The organism is Microcoleus sp. FACHB-1515, assembly GCF_014696105.1.
Taxonomy (GTDB): Bacteria; Cyanobacteriota; Cyanobacteriia; order Elainellales; family Elainellaceae; genus JAAUTJ01.
The window spans coordinates 1-19,255 of the sequence record NZ_JACJPO010000027.1 but is presented as its reverse complement, the minus strand read 5'-3'; the positions used below and the strand labels follow the sequence as shown (position 1 = coordinate 19,255).

The window sequence follows — 19,255 nt, the reverse complement described above, 5'->3', positions numbered from 1 at the left end:
GTGAACTTGCAGAGAAATTCATGTCTACCTTGCAGGCGATCGAGTCTTCCAAAGAGGTCGAGCCGCTAGTTGCCCTATTTGCCCCGGATGCGGAAGTCAGCAATTTGATCATGGCTGAGCCGCTGACCGGTCACGAAGGCGCAAGGCAATTCTGGCAAAAGTATCTCTCGGTATTCGACCAAATTCACTCGGAGTTTACCCATGTTGCCGAAGGGGGGCACTCGATCGCCCTCGAATGGACTTCAACCGGAACGCTCACATCCGGCGAACCGATCAAATATCGCGGCGTCAGCCTGATCGAACGCCACTTGGGACAAGTTCAGCGCTTCCGCACCTATTACGACTCAGCCGCCTTTTTGCCTGAAGGATCGAAACACTCATGACCACTACTGCGATCGCTAAACCCTTACCTATCCTGGGACTCGTCTGTATTTCCTCGACCGATCGAGTCCGCTTTAAAGCACTCACCCGCAAGCGACTTCTCTCATTTGAGCCAGAAAAACAGGCTGAAACGCTGCGGACGCTCTACGCCGAAAATACGCGACGGTTGGCACTGGCGATCGACTTTTGCCACGAACAAAATATTCGCCTCTATCGCCTCAGTTCCAATTTGTTTCCGTTTGCGGACGACACGTTAGGCGCGGCGATTCTGCCAGAATTTGCCAGTGAACTGAAGCTGATTGGCGATCGCGCCACTGCTTTAGGAATTCGTCTGGTGATTCACCCAGATCAGTTCGTGGTTTTGAGCAGCGATCGCCCGGATGTCATTCAAAACAGCATCAAGATTTTACAAACTCATGCGTGGATTCTCGATCTGATCGGTCTGCCGCAGTCATCCTGGACGGTGATGAACATTCACGGCGGGAAGGGCGATCGACCCCAAAAGCTAATCGAAACGATTCGATCGCTGCCGTTTAATGTGCGATCGCGCCTGACGTTGGAGAACGACGAACACGCCTACAGTTCAGCGGAAATCCTGGAAGTTTGTCGAGCCGCAGAAGTACCGTTTGTGTTTGACGCGCATCACCACATCGTCCATGAGCAGCTAGACAGCTACGACGATCCGAGCGTGACCGCAATGTTTGAGGCGGCGCGATCGACCTGGCCGCATCCCGAATGGCAGCTTGTCCACATCTCGAACGGTCAAATGGCGTTCAAAGACCCGAAGCACAGCGATTTCATCTACGACATGCCTGCTTCTTATCGTCATGCACCCTGGATTGAGATTGAAGCGAAATTGAAAGAAGAAGCGATCGCCCGCCTTCAGCAAGAATGGATTCCGACTTTAGTTGAGCCTGCGGATCAGCCTGCCGTTGTGCAACTGGTGGAGCAGGCATAATGCCCGAAGGTCCCGAAGTTCGCCGCTATGCCGATTCGATCGCCACCGTCCTAGAAGGTGAAGCGATCGACTCGATCACCGCCCGCACCAAACAGGCGAAAGCTTGGCTGCAAGCAAATCCTGGCGCGCTGATTGGACGGCGAATCGAATCGGTGAAAACGATCGGTAAGCATCTGTTCATCCCGATCGAAGGCGGCTACTATTTCTATTCGCATCTGATGATGTGGGGTCGCTGGTTTGTGCATGAGGTTTCGCCCGATGAAGTCGATCGCCGCGAACGCGCCCGCATCGTCACGGCAAAAGGCGCGGCGATTTTGCATTCCGCACCTGTGTTTGAAATCGGCACGGGCGACCCAATGCAGCATCCGCAACTCAGTTTGCTGGGGGCAGATGTTTTGGCGGTGCCGTTTGATGCGATCGAATTTCAACGCCGCTTGCTGCTGCATCCGACTCGCGAAATTGGGGCGGCTTTGCTGGAGCAGTCGATCGCGGCTGGAATCGGAAACTATTTACGAGCGGAAATTCTATTTCTTTGCAAACTTGATCCCTGGAAACTCGTCAGCGAATTGACGGAAGCGGAACTTACGGATCTGTCTGACAAGATTTCATCAATCTCGCAGCGGGCTTACGCAACAGGTGGCGTGACGGTAACTGAGGTCGATCGTGCCCGGATGCGCGAAGACCCGGACTTAGTTTATCGTGCAGGCAGTGAGTGGGGCGATCGCCACTACGTCTTTCGCCGCACCAATCTTCCCTGCTTGATTTGCGCCACGCCGATTCGCCAAAAGCGCCAGGTGACGCGCCAGCTTGAGGACGAGGAGAAGACGCGAATTATCTATTTCTGTCCGGTCTGTCAGCAGGTGGCGATCGATCTTAAGCCTGCCCGCAAGAAGTCAATCGCTAGGCAAACTGTTCCTTCCTGAAAAATCGCTCATGACTCACGCAGCAGCTACTTCGATCGCCACGATTCCCGGAGCCTTTCAGCAGTTCGCCCATGTTGCAGAACAAGTCGGCGCAACCACCAAACGCCTCGAAAAAGCCGCCATTCTCGGAGATTACTTCACATCCTTGAGCGACGACGATTTGCTGTACGCCGCTCGGTATTTTGCCGGATATGCTTTTCCCTTGCGCGATCAGCGAACGACAAACGTTGGGGGAGCAGGACTACTGGCCGCGCTTGCGGTAATTACCCAAATTGAGCCGAACGATCTGAAAGTTCAGCTTGTCAAACTCGGTGATTTGGGCGATGTGTCGGCACAGGTGTTTCCCGATCGCACCCCCCAACCGCCGCTTACCCTGAGCGATGTGGCGATCGCGCTCGAACAGCTTGCCAATACAAAAGGCTCCAAGCGTAAAGTCGAATGGGTGATTACCCTGCTCAAAAAAGCGACGCGCCTCGAATCGAAATACATCATCAAATTGCTGTCTGGAGATTTACGGATTGGGCTGAAGGAAGGTGCAGTGGAAGATGCGATCGCCCGCCTCGCAGGGGAAACCGTTGGTCGAATCCAGTGGGTGAATATGCTGACGGGCGACATCGGCGAAACGGCTCTGCTTGCCCGCCATCAGCAGCTTGATCAGGCAAAAATGCGCTTGTTTCACCCGATTCGCTTTATGCTGGCGAGTCCGGCAGAAGATTTGGAGGCGATCGCGAAACAGATGCCGAACGAGTTTGCCGTTGAAGACAAATTTGATGGAATTCGCGCTCAGGTTCACGTTGCTCCGGCTGTTGAGGGCGAGGGGAAAATGCACGGGGCGATCGTCCACCACACTCGCGTCGCTCTCTTCTCCCGCACACTCGATGAAATCACGGGCAGCTTTCCCGATTTGGTTGAACCTTTGGCAAACGTCTTCGGTAATTCTGGCGAATTCATTCTTGACGGCGAAATTGTGCCGATGCAGGACGGAAAAATTTTGCCGTTTCAAGAACTGCAAAAGCGATTGGGTCGAAAAACGCTGCCGCCCGAACTGCTGGCCGCCGTGCCGATCGGCTTCATCGCCTATGACATTTTGTATGCAAATGGCGAAGTGCTGATCGAGCTTCCGTATCGTGTCCGTCAGGCAAAACTCGCACAATTGCCGCTTGATACGACTTTTATTCGCCGCGCCGTTTCCCAAGTTTTCACCGATACGGCAGCTTTGGATGCGGAATTTACCGCTGCCCGCGATCGCGGCAATGAAGGCTTGATGGTGAAAAACCTCGATTCCACCTACAAGCCCGGACGACGCGGACGCGACTGGCTCAAAGTCAAACGCGCCCTCGCGACTCTGGATGTCGTGATTACAGCGGCAGAAGTCGGCAGCGGCAGACGCAGCAAATTCCTCTCCGACTACACGTTTGCCGTCCGCACCAGTGAAACCGACCCGACTTTACTCAACGTCGGCAAAGCCTACTCCGGCCTGACGGATGCCGAAATTCAAGAACTTTCCGATTGGTGTCGCGCTCACACTTTGCAGGAATTCGCGCACGGGAAAGTGCGGACGGTCGAGCCAAAAATCGTGCTGGAAGTGACGTTCGATCGCGTCCAAGCCTCGAAGCGACACAAAGGCGGCTATGCGCTGCGTTTCCCGCGCATTCTCCGCATTCGCACCGACAAACCCGTTGAAGAAATTGACACGATCGAAACTGTCCGCCAGCTTGCAGTGGGAGAACCCGAAAGTGAATAAAGCGTCGAGTTAATAAACCGCTGCTTCGATCGACAGCAGTTGATCGATCGAAGCAACGAGCAAATCGTAATCGATCGGTTTTGGAAAAAAAGCTTGCGCTCCTGCTTGGATTGCTCGTTCTTGCGTAGAAAGCCGCGCATCAGCCGACAAAACAATAAACAGCAAAGACGCATCAACGGCTCGAATTGTATTCAATAATTCAAACCCTGTCCCGTCCGGTAGCGAGAGGTCAGACAGACAGAGGTTAAATATGCTGTTTTCTAGGAACACTAGAGCGCTGGAGACTGACTGCGCGATTTCGATTTCATAGCCTGCCTCACTCAAGATGAAGCGGTACAACTCACAATCGTCCCCTGAATCGTCTACGCATAAGATTTTCTTATTAGAGGGTGTAGGCATCGCACTTTTGATGTCAATTCTGCTTCACGAATAAAATCAGCTTAATAAAATCGAGCAGCGATCGTCTGTTCGATGGCGAACTGACGCATCTTAAGAAATTCCAAAAATGGAATCATGCGGCTCTAGAAAGCTTTATTTCTAATTAGATAAAATGCCCTCGCAAAACTTTATTCTCGACGCACTATCGCCAGCAGATTATGAATGGCTTCGCCCCCTGCTCACAGAAGTTCAGCTTCAACAAAGCGAGGTTATTTATGAGTTCGACGAACAAATTACTGCCGTCTATTTTCCAACGACCTGCTTATTCTCTTTAATCACTTTGACCGCACAAGGCGATCGGGTGGAAGTCGGCGTGACAAGTTATGAAGGAATGGTTGGCTTACCGCTATCGCAAGGCGAAGACCGTTCCCCCTTGCGAGTTGAAGTGCAGTTGAGCGGCAAAGCATTGAAGCTTTCATCTAAAGATTTCTTGGCGGCGATCGATCGATCGTCCACGCTGCGGCAGCGAATCGCAAATTTCACGCATCTGAGAATCGTGCAGCTTGCTCAATCTGCCTTGTGCAATCGCTTTCATACGGTCGAAGAAAGGCTTTGTCGCTGGTTGTTGGCCGCCCAAGATCGCGCTGAAACTTCGGAATTCTCGCTCACGCGAGAGATTTTAGCCGAGATGATTGGGGCAGGACGACCCAGCGTCAGCATCGTCAGCGGAACCCTACAAACCGCTGGACTGATTCAGTCCGATCGAGGCAAAATCACCATCTTAAATCGTGAAGAAATGGAAGAAGCGGCGTGTGAATGCTATCGAATTGCAAAAACAGCATTCGATCGATATTTAGCAAAGCAAATTCAACCCTAGCGGGGGCGATCGAATCTTTTCCAAACGCTAATCTCTACTGTTAGAGATGTTTTCATAAGAACCCGATGCAGACGCTTGATACCGTAAATCCCACACCCACCCTCGAAATTGCCCGGAAAGCGTTTCAAGAATTTGTCAACCGCATCCCCAAAACTGCCCGCATCGTTGCCCTTCACGACTCGGATGCGGATGGCGTCACATCCGGCGTTCTGTGGCAAAGAGCCTTTGAGCGGATGGGCTTTACCAACATTTTGCGACTTGCACCCGATCGCGAACGCAACGCTTGGACGGCAGGAAATCGCGCCCGCCTCGAAGCCGCAAATCCCGAATTTCTCTTCGTCATGGACTTGGGCAGTCAGTCCGAATCGGTAATTTCCGGCGTTCCGACCTGCTTCATCGACCACCACCACCCGGAAGGCGTCCCGACGGGCGACACCTTGATCAGCGCGTACTCGTGGGAACCGATTCCGAATACCTCGCTGATCATCTGGGAACTGTGTTCACCCTTAGTCGACATCTCGGATCTCGATTGGATTGCGGCGATCGGTACGGTCAGCGATTTGGGCGATCGCGCCCCCTTCGATCTGCTGACAACGGCCAAGCGCAAATACACGGCCAAGTATCTCAAAGAAGCGACCGCGATGATTAACGCCGTTCGTCGTGCCTCGCACTACGACCCGGAAGCCGCCGCCCAAGCTCTCCTCAATCATACGGACGCAAAATCACTGGTGAACTCGACCGCGTCCGCTGTGGAGCAGTTGCGATCGTCCCGCCTCGAAGTCAAACGCGAACTTGAAGAAGCCCGCAAAGCCGCCCCCGTATTTTCCGGTCAGGTCGCCCTCGTGCGGATGCATTCACCCTGCCAAATTCACCCGCTGATCGCGCAAAGCTGGCGCACTCGTTTACCGAAATATATTGTGATTGCGGCGAATACGGGATATTTACCGAATCGGGTGAATTTTTCGGCGCGATCGAACAGTGCAAACGTCCTCGAATTTCTCCGCGCTCAAGAAATCTCGGAAGGCGAAGGCAATTTTGGGCATGGACATGATCAGGCTTCTGGCGGCAGTTTGCCCATCGATCGATGGAATGAACTATTAGCAAAACTCGGTTTTTCCGAAGACGTGTTTGCGAAGTGAGTAGGCAAGTGCCAAAGTAGGCTGAACTGACTGCTTGTAAAAAACGATAAGCTGAGCGTAGTTCTTCAGTAGATAGGCTTACTCAATCTGTGATATAACCTAGCTTCTAGTGCATTCGTCTTCCGTTCTTAGGAATTTTTTGGGTTGAAATGGATCAAACAGGAACAAGTAGCGATTGGCAAAATCAGATTGTCTTAGGTGATTGCCAAGAAGTTTTGCAGCAAATGCCTTCTAATTCGATCGACCTGATTGTGACATCACCCCCCTATGCCGATAGCAGAAAGAACACATATGGCGGCGTTCATCCCGATCATTACGTTGAGTGGTTTTTACCCTTGTCTCAAGAATTGAAGCGAGTTCTTAAAGATGAGGGAACATTCATCTTAAATATTAAAGAAAAGGTTGTTGAGGGTGAACGCCACACTTATGTTATGGAACTGATTATTGAACTGCGTAAACAAGGATGGCTTTGGACGGAAGAATTTATCTGGCACAAAAAAAACTGCTATCCCGGTAAATGGTCAACTCGATTTCGGGATGCTTGGGAGCGGTGCTTGCAGTTTAACAAGCAAAAAAAATTCAATATGTATCAGGAGAGCGTCATGGTTCCAATGGGTGATTGGGCTAAGTCGCGCTTGAAAAAGTTGAGCGAAACAGACAAAAGGCGAGATGATTCAAAAGTAGAAAGTGGATTTGGCAAGAAAATATCAAATTGGATTGGCAGGGAAATGGCTTATCCAACGAACGTTCTTCACTTTGCGACCGAGTGTTCCAATCGGCAGCATAGTGCAGTCTTTCCGAAAGAGTTACCGTCTTGGTTTATCCGACTCTTCACGCAAGAAGGCGACCTAGTGCTTGATCCCTTCTTGGGATCGGGTACAACAGCGATCGCCGCCAAGGAGCTAGGCAGAAACTACATTGGCATTGAAATTAAAGAGGAGTATTACAATCTAGCTGCCTCAAACATTAAGTTGGACATCACTGAATCAAAACAAAAACAACTGCTGGCATCCGATGCAATCCAGCTAGATTTGCTATGATCGATTCGCCCTACCAAAACTACTACGACTATCTCGCCGAAAATGTTATTACTCTCTTCTACAACAAGCGACTAGAAGGACTAAGAAGCCTTAAACTGGCTGATATTCTTAAGCGTAAAAATCCGTACCTATTTAAGGCTAAGAATATCGAGCTTGCTGGAGATTTGGTGAGAACGATCGTTGATGCGTTTCTTTCTTCACAGGAAGAAACAATGTTCGGCAATCTACTAGAAGAATTTGCAATATTCGTATCTGAAACAAGATATGGTGGATTTAAGTCTAAATTTAAGAGCGTGGATTTAGAGTTTCAAAGAAATGGTATCTACTATATCGTAGGCATCAAATCTGGTACAAACTGGGGAAACGCTGACCAGATTAACCAGATGAAAGAAAACTTCAAGCTCGCAAAACAAGCTTTGCGAAGGCAAGGGATTTCAAGCCAAATTACTGCTGTCAATGGGTGTATGTATGGCAAAGATCGTAATCCATTGAAAGACAAAACGAAGGTTGGAAATAAGCAGATTGTAGACGAGGAGCCTGATAAAGTTTACTACAAGTATGCTGGTCAAGATTTTTGGTATTTCATCTCTGAAGATGACAATTTTTACCAAGAAATAATAGTGCTGATCGATCAAAAAGCTAGGGAGAGAAACGAAGCTTTTAAGGCGATCTACGCGGCTAAGGTGAATGAGATGACTCAAGATTTTATGCACCACTTCATGATAAACAATCAAATTGATTGGATTCGACTGATTGATTATGTTTCTAAACGGGATGAAATCTAGCCTATAGCTACGACTGAGCAAATCAGAGCTTTTTGCGATCGAACAGTGCCAACGTCCTCGAACCTCTCCGCGCTCAAAATATTTCGGAAGGCGAAGGCAATTTTGGACATGGACACGATCAGGCATCTGTTGGCAGTTTACCCGTTGAGCGGTGGAATGAACTGCTGGCAAAACTTGGGTTTTTGGAGGAAGTGTTTGCTCGTTGAAGGATGCTTGATCTTTCTGAACTGCATCTTTCACACCTACTGCAATGCGATCGAACTGAACGCGCTTGTGATATCTGGCAGAGCATGAAGCGCTCGATCGCGCTGCCGAATGCACTTGCTAAGTAAAAAGACCTATCGCCGCAGACAACGAACTGTGCTTTGTGTGACAAAAAGAAAACACAAACCATTGGACTGTTAAAAAAGTCTAATGTAGAAAACTGAGGCATATATCTGGAGGCTGATTGTTCAGCTTTGCAGGACAAGTTTTACATCTGGTTAAAGCTCAGCCTCAACTGCATCAGATTCAGATTATTCTGCTTTCTGAACTGCTGGAGTCATTCAAACTCCGGTCAACAAGTCACACTTTAGAACCTCTTTTCTTGAGCGGAGTGAGTGCAAGCATGTTACGTAAATTTCTTTATCTGCTGCTGGCAGTGTCGATCGCCTTGGGGACGGTCACAGCCTGTAGCGGTTCCGACACAGGCGCGACTGGCGGCGGCGGTGAGCAAACGGCTCAAGCCGAAAGCCGAGTCGATACGATCAAGAGTCGCGGCAATTTGATTTGCGGCGTGGAGGGAACCATTCCCGGCTTCAGCTTTGTCGATCCGAGCGGCAACTATTCCGGTCTGGATGTGGACGTTTGCCGAGCAGTGGCATCAGCCATTTTTGACACCTCCGAAGACATCGACAGCAAGATTGAATATCGCAACCTCGATTCTTCTGCTCGCTTTCCTGCCTTGCAAAACGGCGAAGTCGATATGCTCTCGCGCAACACCACTTGGACAATTAGCCGCGATTCTCCGGGCGGCAACGCCTTCAACTTTGCACCCGTCACGTTTTACGACGGTCAAGGTCTGCTCGCTTCTAGAGCCAGCGGTGTCCAAAACCTGGAAGGCATGAATGGCAAGTCGGTTTGCGTGGAAACCGGAACCACGACCGAGCTAAACTTGGCGAGCCGCACCAAGGAAGCAGGCATTACGGTGAACGAAGTCAAATTCCAAGACTCGAACGCCGGATTTGCGGCGTTTGGTGAAGGTCGCTGCGAAGTGATCACCTCCGATCGATCGCAGTTGGCCGCTAAGAAAACAGGTCTGCAAAATCCCGACAACTTCGTGTTGCTCGAAGATGTGCTGTCGAAGGAACCCTTGGCTCCGGTTGTCAACAACAACGATCCGCGTCTGTATGACATCGTGAAGTGGACGGTCTTCGGCTTAATCCAGGCTGAAGAATTCGGCATTACCCAGGGCAATGTCGCACAAAGAACTCAAGACCCTAACCCGGATATTCAGAACTTCCTGGGCACAACGGGCGAATTGGGTTCGCAGCTAGGCGTCGCCAACGACTTCATGCAGAAAGTGATTACGACGGTGGGCAACTATGGCGAAATCTACGAGCGCAACGTGGGTTCAGGTTCGCCGCTGAACATCGATCGCGGTCTGAACAATCTGTGGACAAATGGTGGGCTGATGTATTCGCCGCCGTTCCGCTAAGGGTCGATCGATTCTGAGTGAGTAAAGACTTTCCCGGCCTGGGAAGGTCTTTACTCGCATTTTGTGACTCCACAACCGCGAAATTTATGGCTGTATCGAGCTATGACTGTATCTAGCGAAGAAAAAATTCCTTTTTGGCGAGACGATCGATTTTGGCGCATCGCCATTCAAGTCATTGTGATTGCCGTTGTGGTGATCATTGCCTTGATTGCGTATGGCAACATGAACCGCAACATGGGGCGCGGACTCAACTTTAATTTCTTGCGCCAGTCGGCAGGGTTCAACATCGGGGAAACGATCGTGCCCTACACCACGAACGATCGCTATGCTTGGGCGCTGACGGTTGGCTTCTTCAACACGCTGCGCTTGGTCTTGGTTGGCTTTGTTGTCGCGACTGTTGTGGGCTTGATTGCAGGCATCGCCAGCTTCTCCGATAACTGGCTCGTCCGCAACATCAGCCGTGTCTATGTCGAAATTATTCGCAACACGCCGCTGCTGCTGCAACTGTTCTTTTGGTATTTCGCCGTTTTCTTTGGACTGGCGGGCAGTGCAGGCTTAGCTCGGCTTCCCGGCTCGATTTTTATTAGTAAAAAAGGCATCTACATTCCGTTTCCGGGCAATACGCTGGCGGCGTGGCTCTCTGCTGCCGTCCTGGTCGCAGGGGGAGTCGTGGCCTATCTCGTTTGGCAGCGACGCACCAAAGTTATGTCCGAAGAAGGCTCGGACGGCAAACGCGAACTGATGATTTTGAGTGCGATCGGTCTGGTCAGTCTCTTGGTCTTCCTGTTCGGCTTGGGCTGGAACTTTCCCCGCCTGACTGCTCCGCCCGACACGATTTCCGGTGGATTGCGGATGTCGCTCGAATACGGCGCGATGCTGTTTGGCTTAGCGTTCTACACGGGTGCATTCATCGCGGAAATTGTCCGAGCGGGAATTCAATCGGTTTCCAAAGGTCAATGGGAAGCGGCGAAAGCGCTCGGTTTGCACAACGGTCTGGCAATGCGGCTGGTTGTGTTTCCGCAAGCGCTGCGCGTCATCATTCCTTCGCTCAACAGTCAGTACATGAACCTGGCGAAAAACTCTAGTTTGGCCTTGGCGATCGGCTATCCCGACATCTTTTCCACTGCCCAAACCACGCTCAACCAAACCGGACGAGCGGTTGAGGTGATTTTGCTCGTCATGAGTACCTATTTGGTGGTGAATTTGATCATTTCGATCGTGATGAACCAGCTTAATCGCGCTGTGCAACTGAAGGAACGGTAAATTGCGATGACCACAACTTTTCCGCCTGCTTCTTCTTCGCCGCCGCCCGCTGCCCAAGTCGGAGCGATCGCCTGGGTACGCAAAAACTTTTTCGGCGGCTGGTTCAACACGCTGCTGACGCTGATCGTCGGATTTATCCTGCTGCGGACGGCGATCGGTTTTGTCACCTGGGCATTCAATGGTGCCCAGTGGCAGGTGATTCCCGTCAACTTGCCACTGTTCTTTGCAGGACGCTATCCCGTCAATCAGCGCTGGCGACTGTGGCTGATCGTGGCTTTGGTTTCGCTTCTGTTCGGCCTGACTTGGGGAATGATTGCGCGAAACTCCTCAAAGCTGTTTAATCGTCCGGTGCTGATCGGCGCAGCAGCGATCGCCGTCCTTGCCGTGATCGAGCCTGCCCCCGTCTTCTACAAAATCTTGATCATTGGGGCGGAAGCCTTGGTCTTCGCAGGCGCGTGGCTCGGTCGCGGCATCGGTCGCGCTAAGCCAAAATTGGCGGGCTGGCTACCGTTGGTGTGGATTGTGCTGTTCTTCATTTCGCTGTGGCTGATGCTGGGCGGCTTGGGACTGCGGCGCGTCCAGACAAATTTGTGGGGTGGCTTGATGCTGACGATCTTTTTGTCAGTGGTCAGCATTGTGCTGTCGTTTCCGTTTGGCGTGCTGCTTGCCTTGGGTCGGCAAAGCAGTCTGCCTGGGATTCGCTGGCTTTCGACGTTCTTTATCGAGGTGATTCGTGGCGTTCCCTTGATTTCGCTGCTGTTCATCGGTGCGTATCTGTTTCCGCTGTTTCTGCCAGGCAATGCCCGACCGGATCTTGTCCTGCGAGCGATCGTCGGCTTAACTCTCTTCACCGCTGCTTACCTTGCCGAAACGGTGCGCGGCGGCTTGCAGTCAATTCCCAGAGGTCAAACCGAAGCGGCAAACGCGCTCGGCCTGAATGCACCTTTGACGCTGGCTTTGGTCGTGCTGCCGCAAGCACTGAAGATTTCGATTCCAGCGATCGTCGGCTTGTTCATCTCGATTTTGCAAGACACAACGCTGGTGTCGATCGTTGGTTTGTTCGATCTGTTGGGGATCAGTCGATCGATTCTCTCCAACCCTGCGTTTATTGGACGCTATGCCGAAGTGTATCTCTTCATCGGAGTGCTGTACTGGGTGCTGTGCTATTCGATGTCGTGGGGCAGTCGCCGCCTTGAGTATGCCTTGAACCAGGGGCAGCGCTAGCGTGTACGGTTTAACAGTCTCTTCCTAAAGGGGGAGTGTATATTGGTTGACATGAAGCGCGATCGCTTTATCAGCAGCCGTAAGCATCTGGAGTCGCTGTGGAGCAGGTTTTCTCATCGCCAAGCTACCCCTCCAGACTCAATCAACTTGGTGACGCTCAATTCTTATCCAAGCGGGAGAAAACGCAAGCAATGACTCAATATCAAACTGAGGCCGAATCGATCGATCAGTCGCGTCCAGAGCCGATGATCATCGCTGAAAACGTTGAAAAATGGTACGACAATAATTTCCACGTTTTGAAGGGCGTGAGCCTGACGGTCAACAAAGGCGAAGTGGTCGTCGTCATGGGGCCATCCGGTTCCGGCAAATCCACGTTTATCCGCACCTTCAACGCGCTGGAGCCGTATCAAAAAGGCAACATTACGATCGACGGCATCAAGCTTTCGCACGATGTGAAGAACGTCGAAGCGATTCGCCGCGAAGTCGGCATGGTGTTTCAGCAGTTCAATTTGTTTCCGCACTTGAGCGTGTTGGACAACGTGACGCTCGCTCCCAAGTGGGTGCGCCGCTGGCCGAAAGCCAAAGCCGAAGAAGTCGCGATGAAGCACCTTGAGCGGGTCGGCATTCTCAATCAGGCGCAAAAATTTCCCGGACAGCTATCGGGTGGCCAGCAGCAGCGCGTCGCGATCGCGCGTGCCCTTGCCATGCAGCCGAAAATTCTGCTGTTTGACGAACCCACTTCTGCGCTTGACCCGGAAATGGTGCGCGAAGTGCTTGACGTAATGCGCGACCTTGCCCGCACCGGGATCACAATGGTTTGCGTTACGCACGAAGTTGGATTTGCCAGGGAAGTGGCCGATCGCGTCGTCCTGATGGCCGATGGTTTACTCGTTGAAGAAGCGACACCGCAAGAGTTTTTCAACAATCCTACGCACGATCGCACCAAGCAGTTCCTCTCCCAGATTCTTTAAGCTCAGCGCGTTGTTTAGCTTGACAAAATCGGTAGAAGATCCGTAAATCTTCTACCGATTTTTGCATTCCTAACTTCCGGGCGAGCGCCCGCTAGCGCGGTGAAGCCGGATCAGCTTCGTATTTTGGCGCGTAGGCTTGCAGCAAAGCGCTGACCTGACTGAGCACTTCATCGCCAGAATTTTTGCCCAAGACTTGCCGTTCGGGGAAGAACGAGGGGCGATCGAGACTGCGAGCAATGCCTTCGCTGACCTGCTGGGCAATCAACGCTTGCAGTTCATCTTTGGCGCGACTGCGCTGATATTCTGCGCCTTCTTCAGTGGTGGCATAGAGCGGCGGCAGGCGGTTGAGCGCGTAGGCGGCGATGTCGCCCAAATCCAGCGTGAAGTCGCTGGTGGCTTCAATTTCGGCAACGCGGGCGATCGCCTCGGTCAAAACGAGTTCTTCCATCACGTTGATGAACTGCTTGCGCGGCACGGCCACCACTTCGCCCGTCAGCAGTGCGCCCATGAGTCGATCGAGTGCCATATATTCTTCGATCGACAGTTCAGCAGCAGTGTCGCAAATGCGCCCAACTTCTGACTCCATTGAGGGCGTTAAATATCCGTCTTGTAGCGCCTGTTCAACGATTTTCTCGATACTCATGGCTGAAAGTGTCGCTCCGCGAGAGCAAAATGAATAGGTCTTGCCAGATGCCCTGCTCTAGTGTGCCCTAAATTGACCGAACGAAGATCGCGATCGATGTGAGAATTCTGTGAAGTCCCATGCAGCAAGCAGTCCGACCGCCTCGATCGGACTGCCTCAACTCAATCAAGCCGACGAATTAGAGAATTTCGCTCAAAAATTCGGTTTGCTGCTGCATGTCCAGTCCGCCGAGCGACTGAATGAACTGTTGCGCTTCTTCCGAAGGCTGGTAGGACGACGGAATCCGATCGCCAAATCGCTGTGCGAACAGATACCAGAACGCCATGCGATCGTGGGCGCTGAGGTCGTTATAGCGCTTCAGAGGCGGCTTGCTGCTGCCGGGAAGCAGTTCAACCATTGCCTTGCTTGGATGTGGATCAAGCGCAACTTCTGCCACGCCATCTTGCTTTTCCATCAGCACATCGTGCAGGAACAAAGCCGGATCGTCAGAATAGGCATCGCCCAGCGCATCAAGCAGCATTTGCACATTCTCAGAATCCGAAGCAGAAACGCTGCTTGATGACAGCGAACTTGAAGCTTGGGAATAAAGTGCACCCAAAGCGGCAATGCGATCGTTCACGCTCAAGCGCTGAAATGCTTGAACCTTTTGTTTCAATTCAGTGTTGGTGGTTGCCATAAGAATTTCCTAATTTCTCAAAAAACTGTGCTGCTAAAAACCAATTGGCAGATTTGTTAGCTGATTTTGACAAAATGCTAGCGCTGCTGAAACTGCCCGATCGCCTGCACACAGACAGACGCTTCATCTTTCGATCGAGAGAGATGCCTAGAGCAGCGCGTAAAAAGCATTGCAAACTGAGGGCTGGAAGAGTGTCCCTTTCCTCAGTCTTCCTTGACCAAATTCGTAGGTGTGGAAAAATCCCATCAACTCACGCCGGATCGACTTTACGCGGAGGCGCTTTTGAGTTCGCTTCGCGCATCAAGGGCGGAGATTCAAGAATCGCAATCATCCCTGTGCGTCCAGTGTCGAGCTTGGCATCGCTGAGAATTTCTTTTACGGTTACGCCCAACACTTCGCCAATCAAATCGCAAAGCTGCGGCTGCAACACGCGATCGAGGTCGTCGCGTACCTGCTCAGCCAGTTCTTCCTGTCCATTTCTGGCGAGAAGCTGCTCTGGCGGCGTCACGGCATCTTCCATCACGATCGCAATTTTTTCGTCAAATAAGTGACAAGTAACTTTCGTTGGGCGATGACCAAGCTGGTTGCGATAGAGCGCTTCAATGCGCTGGGACAAGGTGCGCTCTAGTTGCCCACGAGTAAAGTTCGAGGACTGATCCATAATCAGAATTCAATAATAGAAACACCAAATTTAGAGAATTTTCTATTGGAAACCAAGGATCTTCCAACAAATGCCTTTATCCTACAGTACAGCCTTTGATTTTGCGGGATTCACTCAGAAGGACTAGCCAAGCAATCGATCGTCAAAACCTCTGCTAATCCAGGAGTTTTGTCGTTTTTTAATTGATATACTTCTGCTCTGTCTTTCGACAGAACTTCCAAGCTAAACTGCAAAGATCTATCTTTTGTCATGGGGTTTTTAGAGTTTTCACAGATGAACTTTGTCAAATTTTCTTGAAATTTATTGCTGATTTGAATCGATCGCTATGCCGCTGAAACCGCTGCATCTTCACCTTTGGATTCCAGCTTTGTCTGCTTCAAAAGGCGGCATCCAGATGTATTCGACTAGTCTGCTCGAAGCAATTCGATCGATCGCGCCAACCAGCCAAATTCAAGTGTTTATTAAGCATGATTTGCCTACCTCAGAGCCGCTCTGCTTTGGACACTATCCGCCACGAGTGCGAACAGCGGCGTTTGCACTGCAACTATTGCGATCGAGCCTGCTTGATCCGCCCGATCTGATTATCAGCACGCATGTCAACTTTGCACCGATCGCGCTGGTTGCCCATCAGCTTCGCAACGTTCCCTACTGGGTGGCGGCGCACGGAATCGACGTGTGGAATTTGCGTCACCCGCTCAAGCAAGCCGCACTGCAACGTGCCGATCGCATCCTTGCTGTCAGCCGCACCACTCGCGATCGCCTGCTGTCCCAAGCGCTTGATTCCAATCGTGTCATTGTCCTGCCCTGCACGTTCGCGCCGGATCGCTTCTCGATCGCTTCCAAGCCCGACGATCTGCTGCGGCGATACGGCCTGACAGCGGATCAGCCCGTGATCCTGACGGTGGCTCGTTTGGAGTCGATCGATCGTGCCAAAGGCTACGACCAGATTTTGCACGCCCTGCCGCAAATTCGCTGCGCCATTCCGAACGTCCACTATCTGCTGGTGGGCACAGGTGGCGATCGATTCCGCATTGAGCAACTGATCGATCGATTGCAGGTGCGATCGAGTGTGACGCTGGCGGGATTTGTGCCCGATGCGGAACTGCCAGCCCACTACAATTTGTGCGATTTGTTCGCGATGCCCAGTCAGCAAGAAGGCTTCGGAATTGTTTATCTCGAAGCGATTGCCTCTGGCAAACCCACACTGGGCGGCGATCGTGACGGCGCAGTCGATGCGCTGTGCAGCGGTGAACTCGGCGTTTTGGTGAATCCGACTGACATTGAGACGATCGCCCAGACGATTATTCAAATTTTGCAGCGCACTTTTGTTCATCCGCTTTTGTATCAGCCGGAATTGCTGAGGCAGGCGGCGATCGATCGCTTCGGCTTCCCATCATTTCAACAGCAAATCGCCCATCTCCTGCTAGAAGTAAAAAGTAGACACTAGCCGACAGCCAATGAACTTCTCCGACAAGCTCAGCCGATCGATCGCCCTGCACAACAGCCTTTTGTTTGTCAGTCTTGATCCGAATCCTGAACTGATGCCCGATCGATATGCGAACAGTTTGGACGGGCTACGAAACTGGATGCAAGATGTGATTGCGGCGACGATTGAATCGGTTTGTGCTTACAAGCCGACGATCGGGTTTTATGAAGCGATCGGAGCGGGCGGATTGGAACTGCTGGAGCAAACGTTGAGCCTGATTCCGCCAGAAATCCCAGTTATTTTGGACGCAAAACATAATGATCTCAATACCAGCACATTGCTAGCGCGAACAATATTTGGAAAGTGGAAGATTGATGCAATTACGATTAGCGCTTATGCCGGACAGGATTTAGCCGCGCCGTTTCTGCTATATGCTGGCAAAGCGGTTTTTGTGACCTGCAAAACCTCAAATATGTCCGCGATCGCCATCCAGCAAGACTCGAATCTCTACCTGCAAATTATCAAAGAAGCTCGCAATTGGGGAACGCCTGAACAGGTCGGCCTGGAAGTGGGAACGACTGCGCCCGAAGTAATGGCAAAGGTGCGATCGATCGCGCCAGAACGTTTAATTCTGGCTCGCAGCATTTGGGCAAATCCCGATAGTTTGAATGACATTTTAGCGGCTGGACTGAATAACAATGCTGAAGGGCTGTTGATTCCTATACCGCAAGATTGGCTGGCAAGCAAGCAATTAAATGAGCAGGTGCGATCGCTCAATCAAACGATTAATTTTGTGCGTGAAAGCGTCCGACAAAGCGGCTCAAGCTGCGATCTATGGCTGTCGAATCTGCCAAATTCTGATAGTCATCCGCAGCAAGATTTGATCGTGCAGCTATTTGATATTGGCTGCATTTTGTTTGGCGAATTTGTGCAGGCATCCGGCGCAGTTTTTCCTTACTACATTGATTTGCGAAAGATTATTTCCAATCCGCAAATTTTTCATCAGATTCTCAATGCTTATGCGGATATTTTGCAGAATTTGCAGTTCGATCGCATTGCCGGAATTCCCTATGGCTCACTGCCAACCGCAACCGGACTCGCGCTGCGATTGAATCGTCCGATGATTTTTCCGCGCAAAGAAGTCAAAGCACATGGAACTCGCCGCGTGATTGAAGGAAACTTTGTGCCCGGTGAAACTGTCGTAGTCGTGGATGATATTTTGATTAGCGGCAAGAGTGCGATCGAAGGGGCTGGAAAAATTGAATCGGTTGGCTTAAACGTAGAAGATATTGTTGTGTTTCTTGACCATGAACAAGGCGTGAAAGACCGACTCAAAGCCAGCGGCTATCGAGCGCATTCAGTTTTAACGCTGTCAGAAATTAGCACTACGCTGCATCGGGTCGGACGAATTAGCGAGGAGCAGTATCGATCGATTGCTCAGTCGAATCACTAGCGTCGATCGAGTCGATAAACCAAATCAAATTGCTCACGCCCAAAACGGTCGCAACGATCGACACAATCAGCGCAAGCGTGAACATTACTGGGTCGCGATCGAACATTTGTAAAATCTGTAGAAATCAAACGCTTCTTTTGTTGTAGCCAAGTTGCTTCTACCCTCGACAGAAATTCATCAATCTTGAGGCGATCGCTGCTAGCCTGGAGATCAACCCTTTCTTTTTATGAACTGATGCAAATTCAATTTCGCGAGTGCGATTTTTTTGATTTGTGGATCTGGCTGGAATTCAGCACGGTTCCTTCGGCAATGGAGCGGCAGTACGTCGAGGAAGTGTTTAACTCGTGGTTTTTCTTGGGCAAGCTGGGCGGATTTAATGCCGAAAATCTTCAGGTGCAAGATACCGGATTGGACATTAGCTATTTGCCCTACGACGATGACCAGGCGGACGAAAGCTTGATGTCGCTGATGCACAACATGGGCGAGTTTGAATATGAAGGCAACTGGGGACGCTGCTGGTTTGATTTGGGAACCAGCGATGCACTTGCGCTCGACGTGCTGATCAACGCGCTGCGGCAGTTTAGCAAAGAATTTGTCGAAATCGATCGCCTGATCATCGGCGGCGAAAACGAAAACTGGAAAATTCCCACGCGCAAACGTCCCTCTTTTGCCGACCCAGAGAACAATTAGGCCACAAGTCCACCCAAATAAATGGCCTAATTCATGCAGGGCGCAATCAAAACTGAGTGAATCGATCGCGCCTTGCCGTACCAATTGAATCACGAATCAGATGCACAGTAATTGTCACGACGTACCTAAAACTATCCTCACTGATGGATGAACTAATTTATCAAGCACTCGGTTTCGATCGATGTATTCGTTAATTTTTGCTTAATAATCGGGATACAGCAATCCTAAATAGGAGATGAACAGTAGCCGTACATAAATGCTTTGGCAAAAGCAAAGGTTTGACAATGTGTGACTAATTGAAACAGAAACTTGACCGACCCAAATCTT

Annotated in this window: 21 protein-coding genes; 17 read left to right on the top strand and 4 right to left on the bottom strand. The window is 51.0% G+C overall.

Annotated features, from left to right (window positions below; translation table 11 throughout):
- Window positions 1-20: 20 nt before the first annotated feature.
- The 4 genes from H6F67_RS09055 to H6F67_RS09040 are packed head-to-tail and all read left to right on the top strand — an operon-like array spanning window position 21 to window position 4,006.
- Window positions 21-383 (top strand): nuclear transport factor 2 family protein, encoded by a 363-nt coding sequence (locus H6F67_RS09055; protein WP_206753902.1) that lies wholly within the window; start codon window positions 21-23, stop codon window positions 381-383.
- Window positions 380-1,339: a UV DNA damage repair endonuclease UvsE gene (gene uvsE, locus H6F67_RS09050; RefSeq protein WP_190765507.1), complete on the top strand. Its 960-nt coding sequence runs from the start codon at window positions 380-382 to the stop codon at window positions 1,337-1,339. The genes H6F67_RS09055 and uvsE overlap by 4 nt, the downstream gene beginning before the upstream one ends.
- Entirely contained in the window at window positions 1,339-2,262 is a 924-nt protein-coding gene (locus tag H6F67_RS09045; protein ID WP_190765505.1) for an Fpg/Nei family DNA glycosylase, read from the top strand. The genes uvsE and H6F67_RS09045 overlap by 1 nt, the downstream gene beginning before the upstream one ends.
- 10 nt (window positions 2,263-2,272) lie before the next feature.
- Window positions 2,273-4,006 carry an ATP-dependent DNA ligase gene (locus H6F67_RS09040; protein WP_190765503.1) on the top strand — a complete coding sequence of 578 codons (1,734 nt, stop codon included), beginning with the start codon at window positions 2,273-2,275 and terminating at the stop codon, window positions 4,004-4,006.
- Between the two features lie 9 nt (window positions 4,007-4,015).
- Here H6F67_RS09040 and H6F67_RS09035 read toward each other — a convergent pair whose 3' ends face one another.
- Window positions 4,016-4,405 (bottom strand): response regulator, encoded by a 390-nt coding sequence (locus tag H6F67_RS09035; RefSeq protein ID WP_190765501.1) that lies wholly within the window; start codon window positions 4,403-4,405, stop codon window positions 4,016-4,018.
- Window positions 4,406-4,556: 151 nt separating this feature from the next.
- On the opposite strand from H6F67_RS09035, the gene H6F67_RS09030 reads away from it, so the two are divergent.
- The 9 genes from H6F67_RS09030 (at window position 4,557) to H6F67_RS08990 (ending at window position 13,379) form a co-directional block, all read left to right on the top strand.
- Entirely contained in the window at window positions 4,557-5,261 is a 705-nt protein-coding gene (locus H6F67_RS09030) for a Crp/Fnr family transcriptional regulator (RefSeq protein WP_190765500.1), read from the top strand.
- Between the two features lie 65 nt (window positions 5,262-5,326).
- Window positions 5,327-6,400, top strand: coding sequence for a DHHA1 domain-containing protein (locus tag H6F67_RS09025; protein ID WP_190765498.1), 1,074 nt, complete (start codon window positions 5,327-5,329; stop codon window positions 6,398-6,400).
- 149 nt (window positions 6,401-6,549) lie between these two features.
- Window positions 6,550-7,440, top strand: a complete 891-nt coding sequence (locus H6F67_RS09020) for a site-specific DNA-methyltransferase (RefSeq protein ID WP_190765496.1) — start codon at window positions 6,550-6,552, stop codon at window positions 7,438-7,440.
- Window positions 7,437-8,225: a PmeII family type II restriction endonuclease gene (locus tag H6F67_RS09015; RefSeq protein WP_190765494.1), complete on the top strand. Its 789-nt coding sequence runs from the start codon at window positions 7,437-7,439 to the stop codon at window positions 8,223-8,225. Before H6F67_RS09020 ends, H6F67_RS09015 begins: the two co-directional genes overlap by 4 nt.
- Before the next feature lie 32 nt (window positions 8,226-8,257).
- The gene (locus tag H6F67_RS09010; protein WP_190765492.1) at window positions 8,258-8,431 is read left to right on the top strand and encodes a hypothetical protein; all 174 of its coding nucleotides are present in this window, start codon (window positions 8,258-8,260) and stop codon (window positions 8,429-8,431) included.
- Between the two features lie 401 nt (window positions 8,432-8,832).
- Window positions 8,833-9,921: an amino acid ABC transporter substrate-binding protein gene (locus H6F67_RS09005; protein ID WP_190765490.1), complete on the top strand. Its 1,089-nt coding sequence runs from the start codon at window positions 8,833-8,835 to the stop codon at window positions 9,919-9,921.
- A 102-nt stretch (window positions 9,922-10,023) separates the two neighbouring features.
- Entirely contained in the window at window positions 10,024-11,184 is a 1,161-nt protein-coding gene (locus H6F67_RS09000) for an amino acid ABC transporter permease (protein WP_190765488.1), read from the top strand.
- Between the two features lie 6 nt (window positions 11,185-11,190).
- The gene (locus H6F67_RS08995; protein WP_190765486.1) at window positions 11,191-12,408 is read left to right on the top strand and encodes an amino acid ABC transporter permease; all 1,218 of its coding nucleotides are present in this window, start codon (window positions 11,191-11,193) and stop codon (window positions 12,406-12,408) included.
- A 191-nt stretch (window positions 12,409-12,599) separates the two neighbouring features.
- A complete protein-coding gene (locus H6F67_RS08990) occupies window positions 12,600-13,379 on the top strand; it encodes an amino acid ABC transporter ATP-binding protein (RefSeq protein ID WP_277874573.1) in 780 nt (259 codons plus the stop codon).
- A gap of 91 nt (window positions 13,380-13,470) precedes the next feature.
- On the opposite strand, the gene H6F67_RS08985 is transcribed toward H6F67_RS08990, so the two are convergent.
- The 3 genes from H6F67_RS08985 to H6F67_RS08975 all read right to left on the bottom strand — a co-directional run bounded on the left by H6F67_RS08985 (window position 13,471) and on the right by H6F67_RS08975 (window position 15,359).
- A complete protein-coding gene (locus tag H6F67_RS08985) occupies window positions 13,471-14,022 on the bottom strand; it encodes a late competence development ComFB family protein (protein WP_190765484.1) in 552 nt (183 codons plus the stop codon).
- A 178-nt stretch (window positions 14,023-14,200) separates the two neighbouring features.
- Window positions 14,201-14,698, bottom strand: coding sequence for an orange carotenoid protein N-terminal domain-containing protein (locus H6F67_RS08980; RefSeq protein ID WP_190765482.1), 498 nt, complete (start codon window positions 14,696-14,698; stop codon window positions 14,201-14,203).
- 250 nt (window positions 14,699-14,948) lie between these two features.
- Entirely contained in the window at window positions 14,949-15,359 is a 411-nt protein-coding gene (locus H6F67_RS08975) for a DUF2294 domain-containing protein (protein WP_190765481.1), read from the bottom strand.
- A gap of 325 nt (window positions 15,360-15,684) precedes the next feature.
- Here H6F67_RS08975 and H6F67_RS08970 point away from each other — a divergent pair, with 325 nt between their 5' ends.
- From H6F67_RS08970 to H6F67_RS08960, 4 genes are all read left to right on the top strand, one after another.
- Window positions 15,685-16,806: a glycosyltransferase gene (locus tag H6F67_RS08970; protein ID WP_190765479.1), complete on the top strand. Its 1,122-nt coding sequence runs from the start codon at window positions 15,685-15,687 to the stop codon at window positions 16,804-16,806.
- Between the two features lie 10 nt (window positions 16,807-16,816).
- A complete protein-coding gene (locus tag H6F67_RS08965; protein ID WP_190765477.1) occupies window positions 16,817-18,238 on the top strand; it encodes a bifunctional orotidine-5'-phosphate decarboxylase/orotate phosphoribosyltransferase in 1,422 nt (473 codons plus the stop codon).
- Window positions 18,219-18,350 carry a hypothetical protein gene (locus H6F67_RS28090; protein WP_277874572.1) on the top strand — a complete coding sequence of 44 codons (132 nt, stop codon included), beginning with the start codon at window positions 18,219-18,221 and terminating at the stop codon, window positions 18,348-18,350. The genes H6F67_RS08965 and H6F67_RS28090 overlap by 20 nt, the downstream gene beginning before the upstream one ends.
- Before the next feature lie 122 nt (window positions 18,351-18,472).
- Window positions 18,473-18,928: a DUF3531 family protein gene (locus H6F67_RS08960; RefSeq protein ID WP_190765475.1), complete on the top strand. Its 456-nt coding sequence runs from the start codon at window positions 18,473-18,475 to the stop codon at window positions 18,926-18,928.
- The last annotated feature ends 327 nt before the right edge of the window (window positions 18,929-19,255 follow it).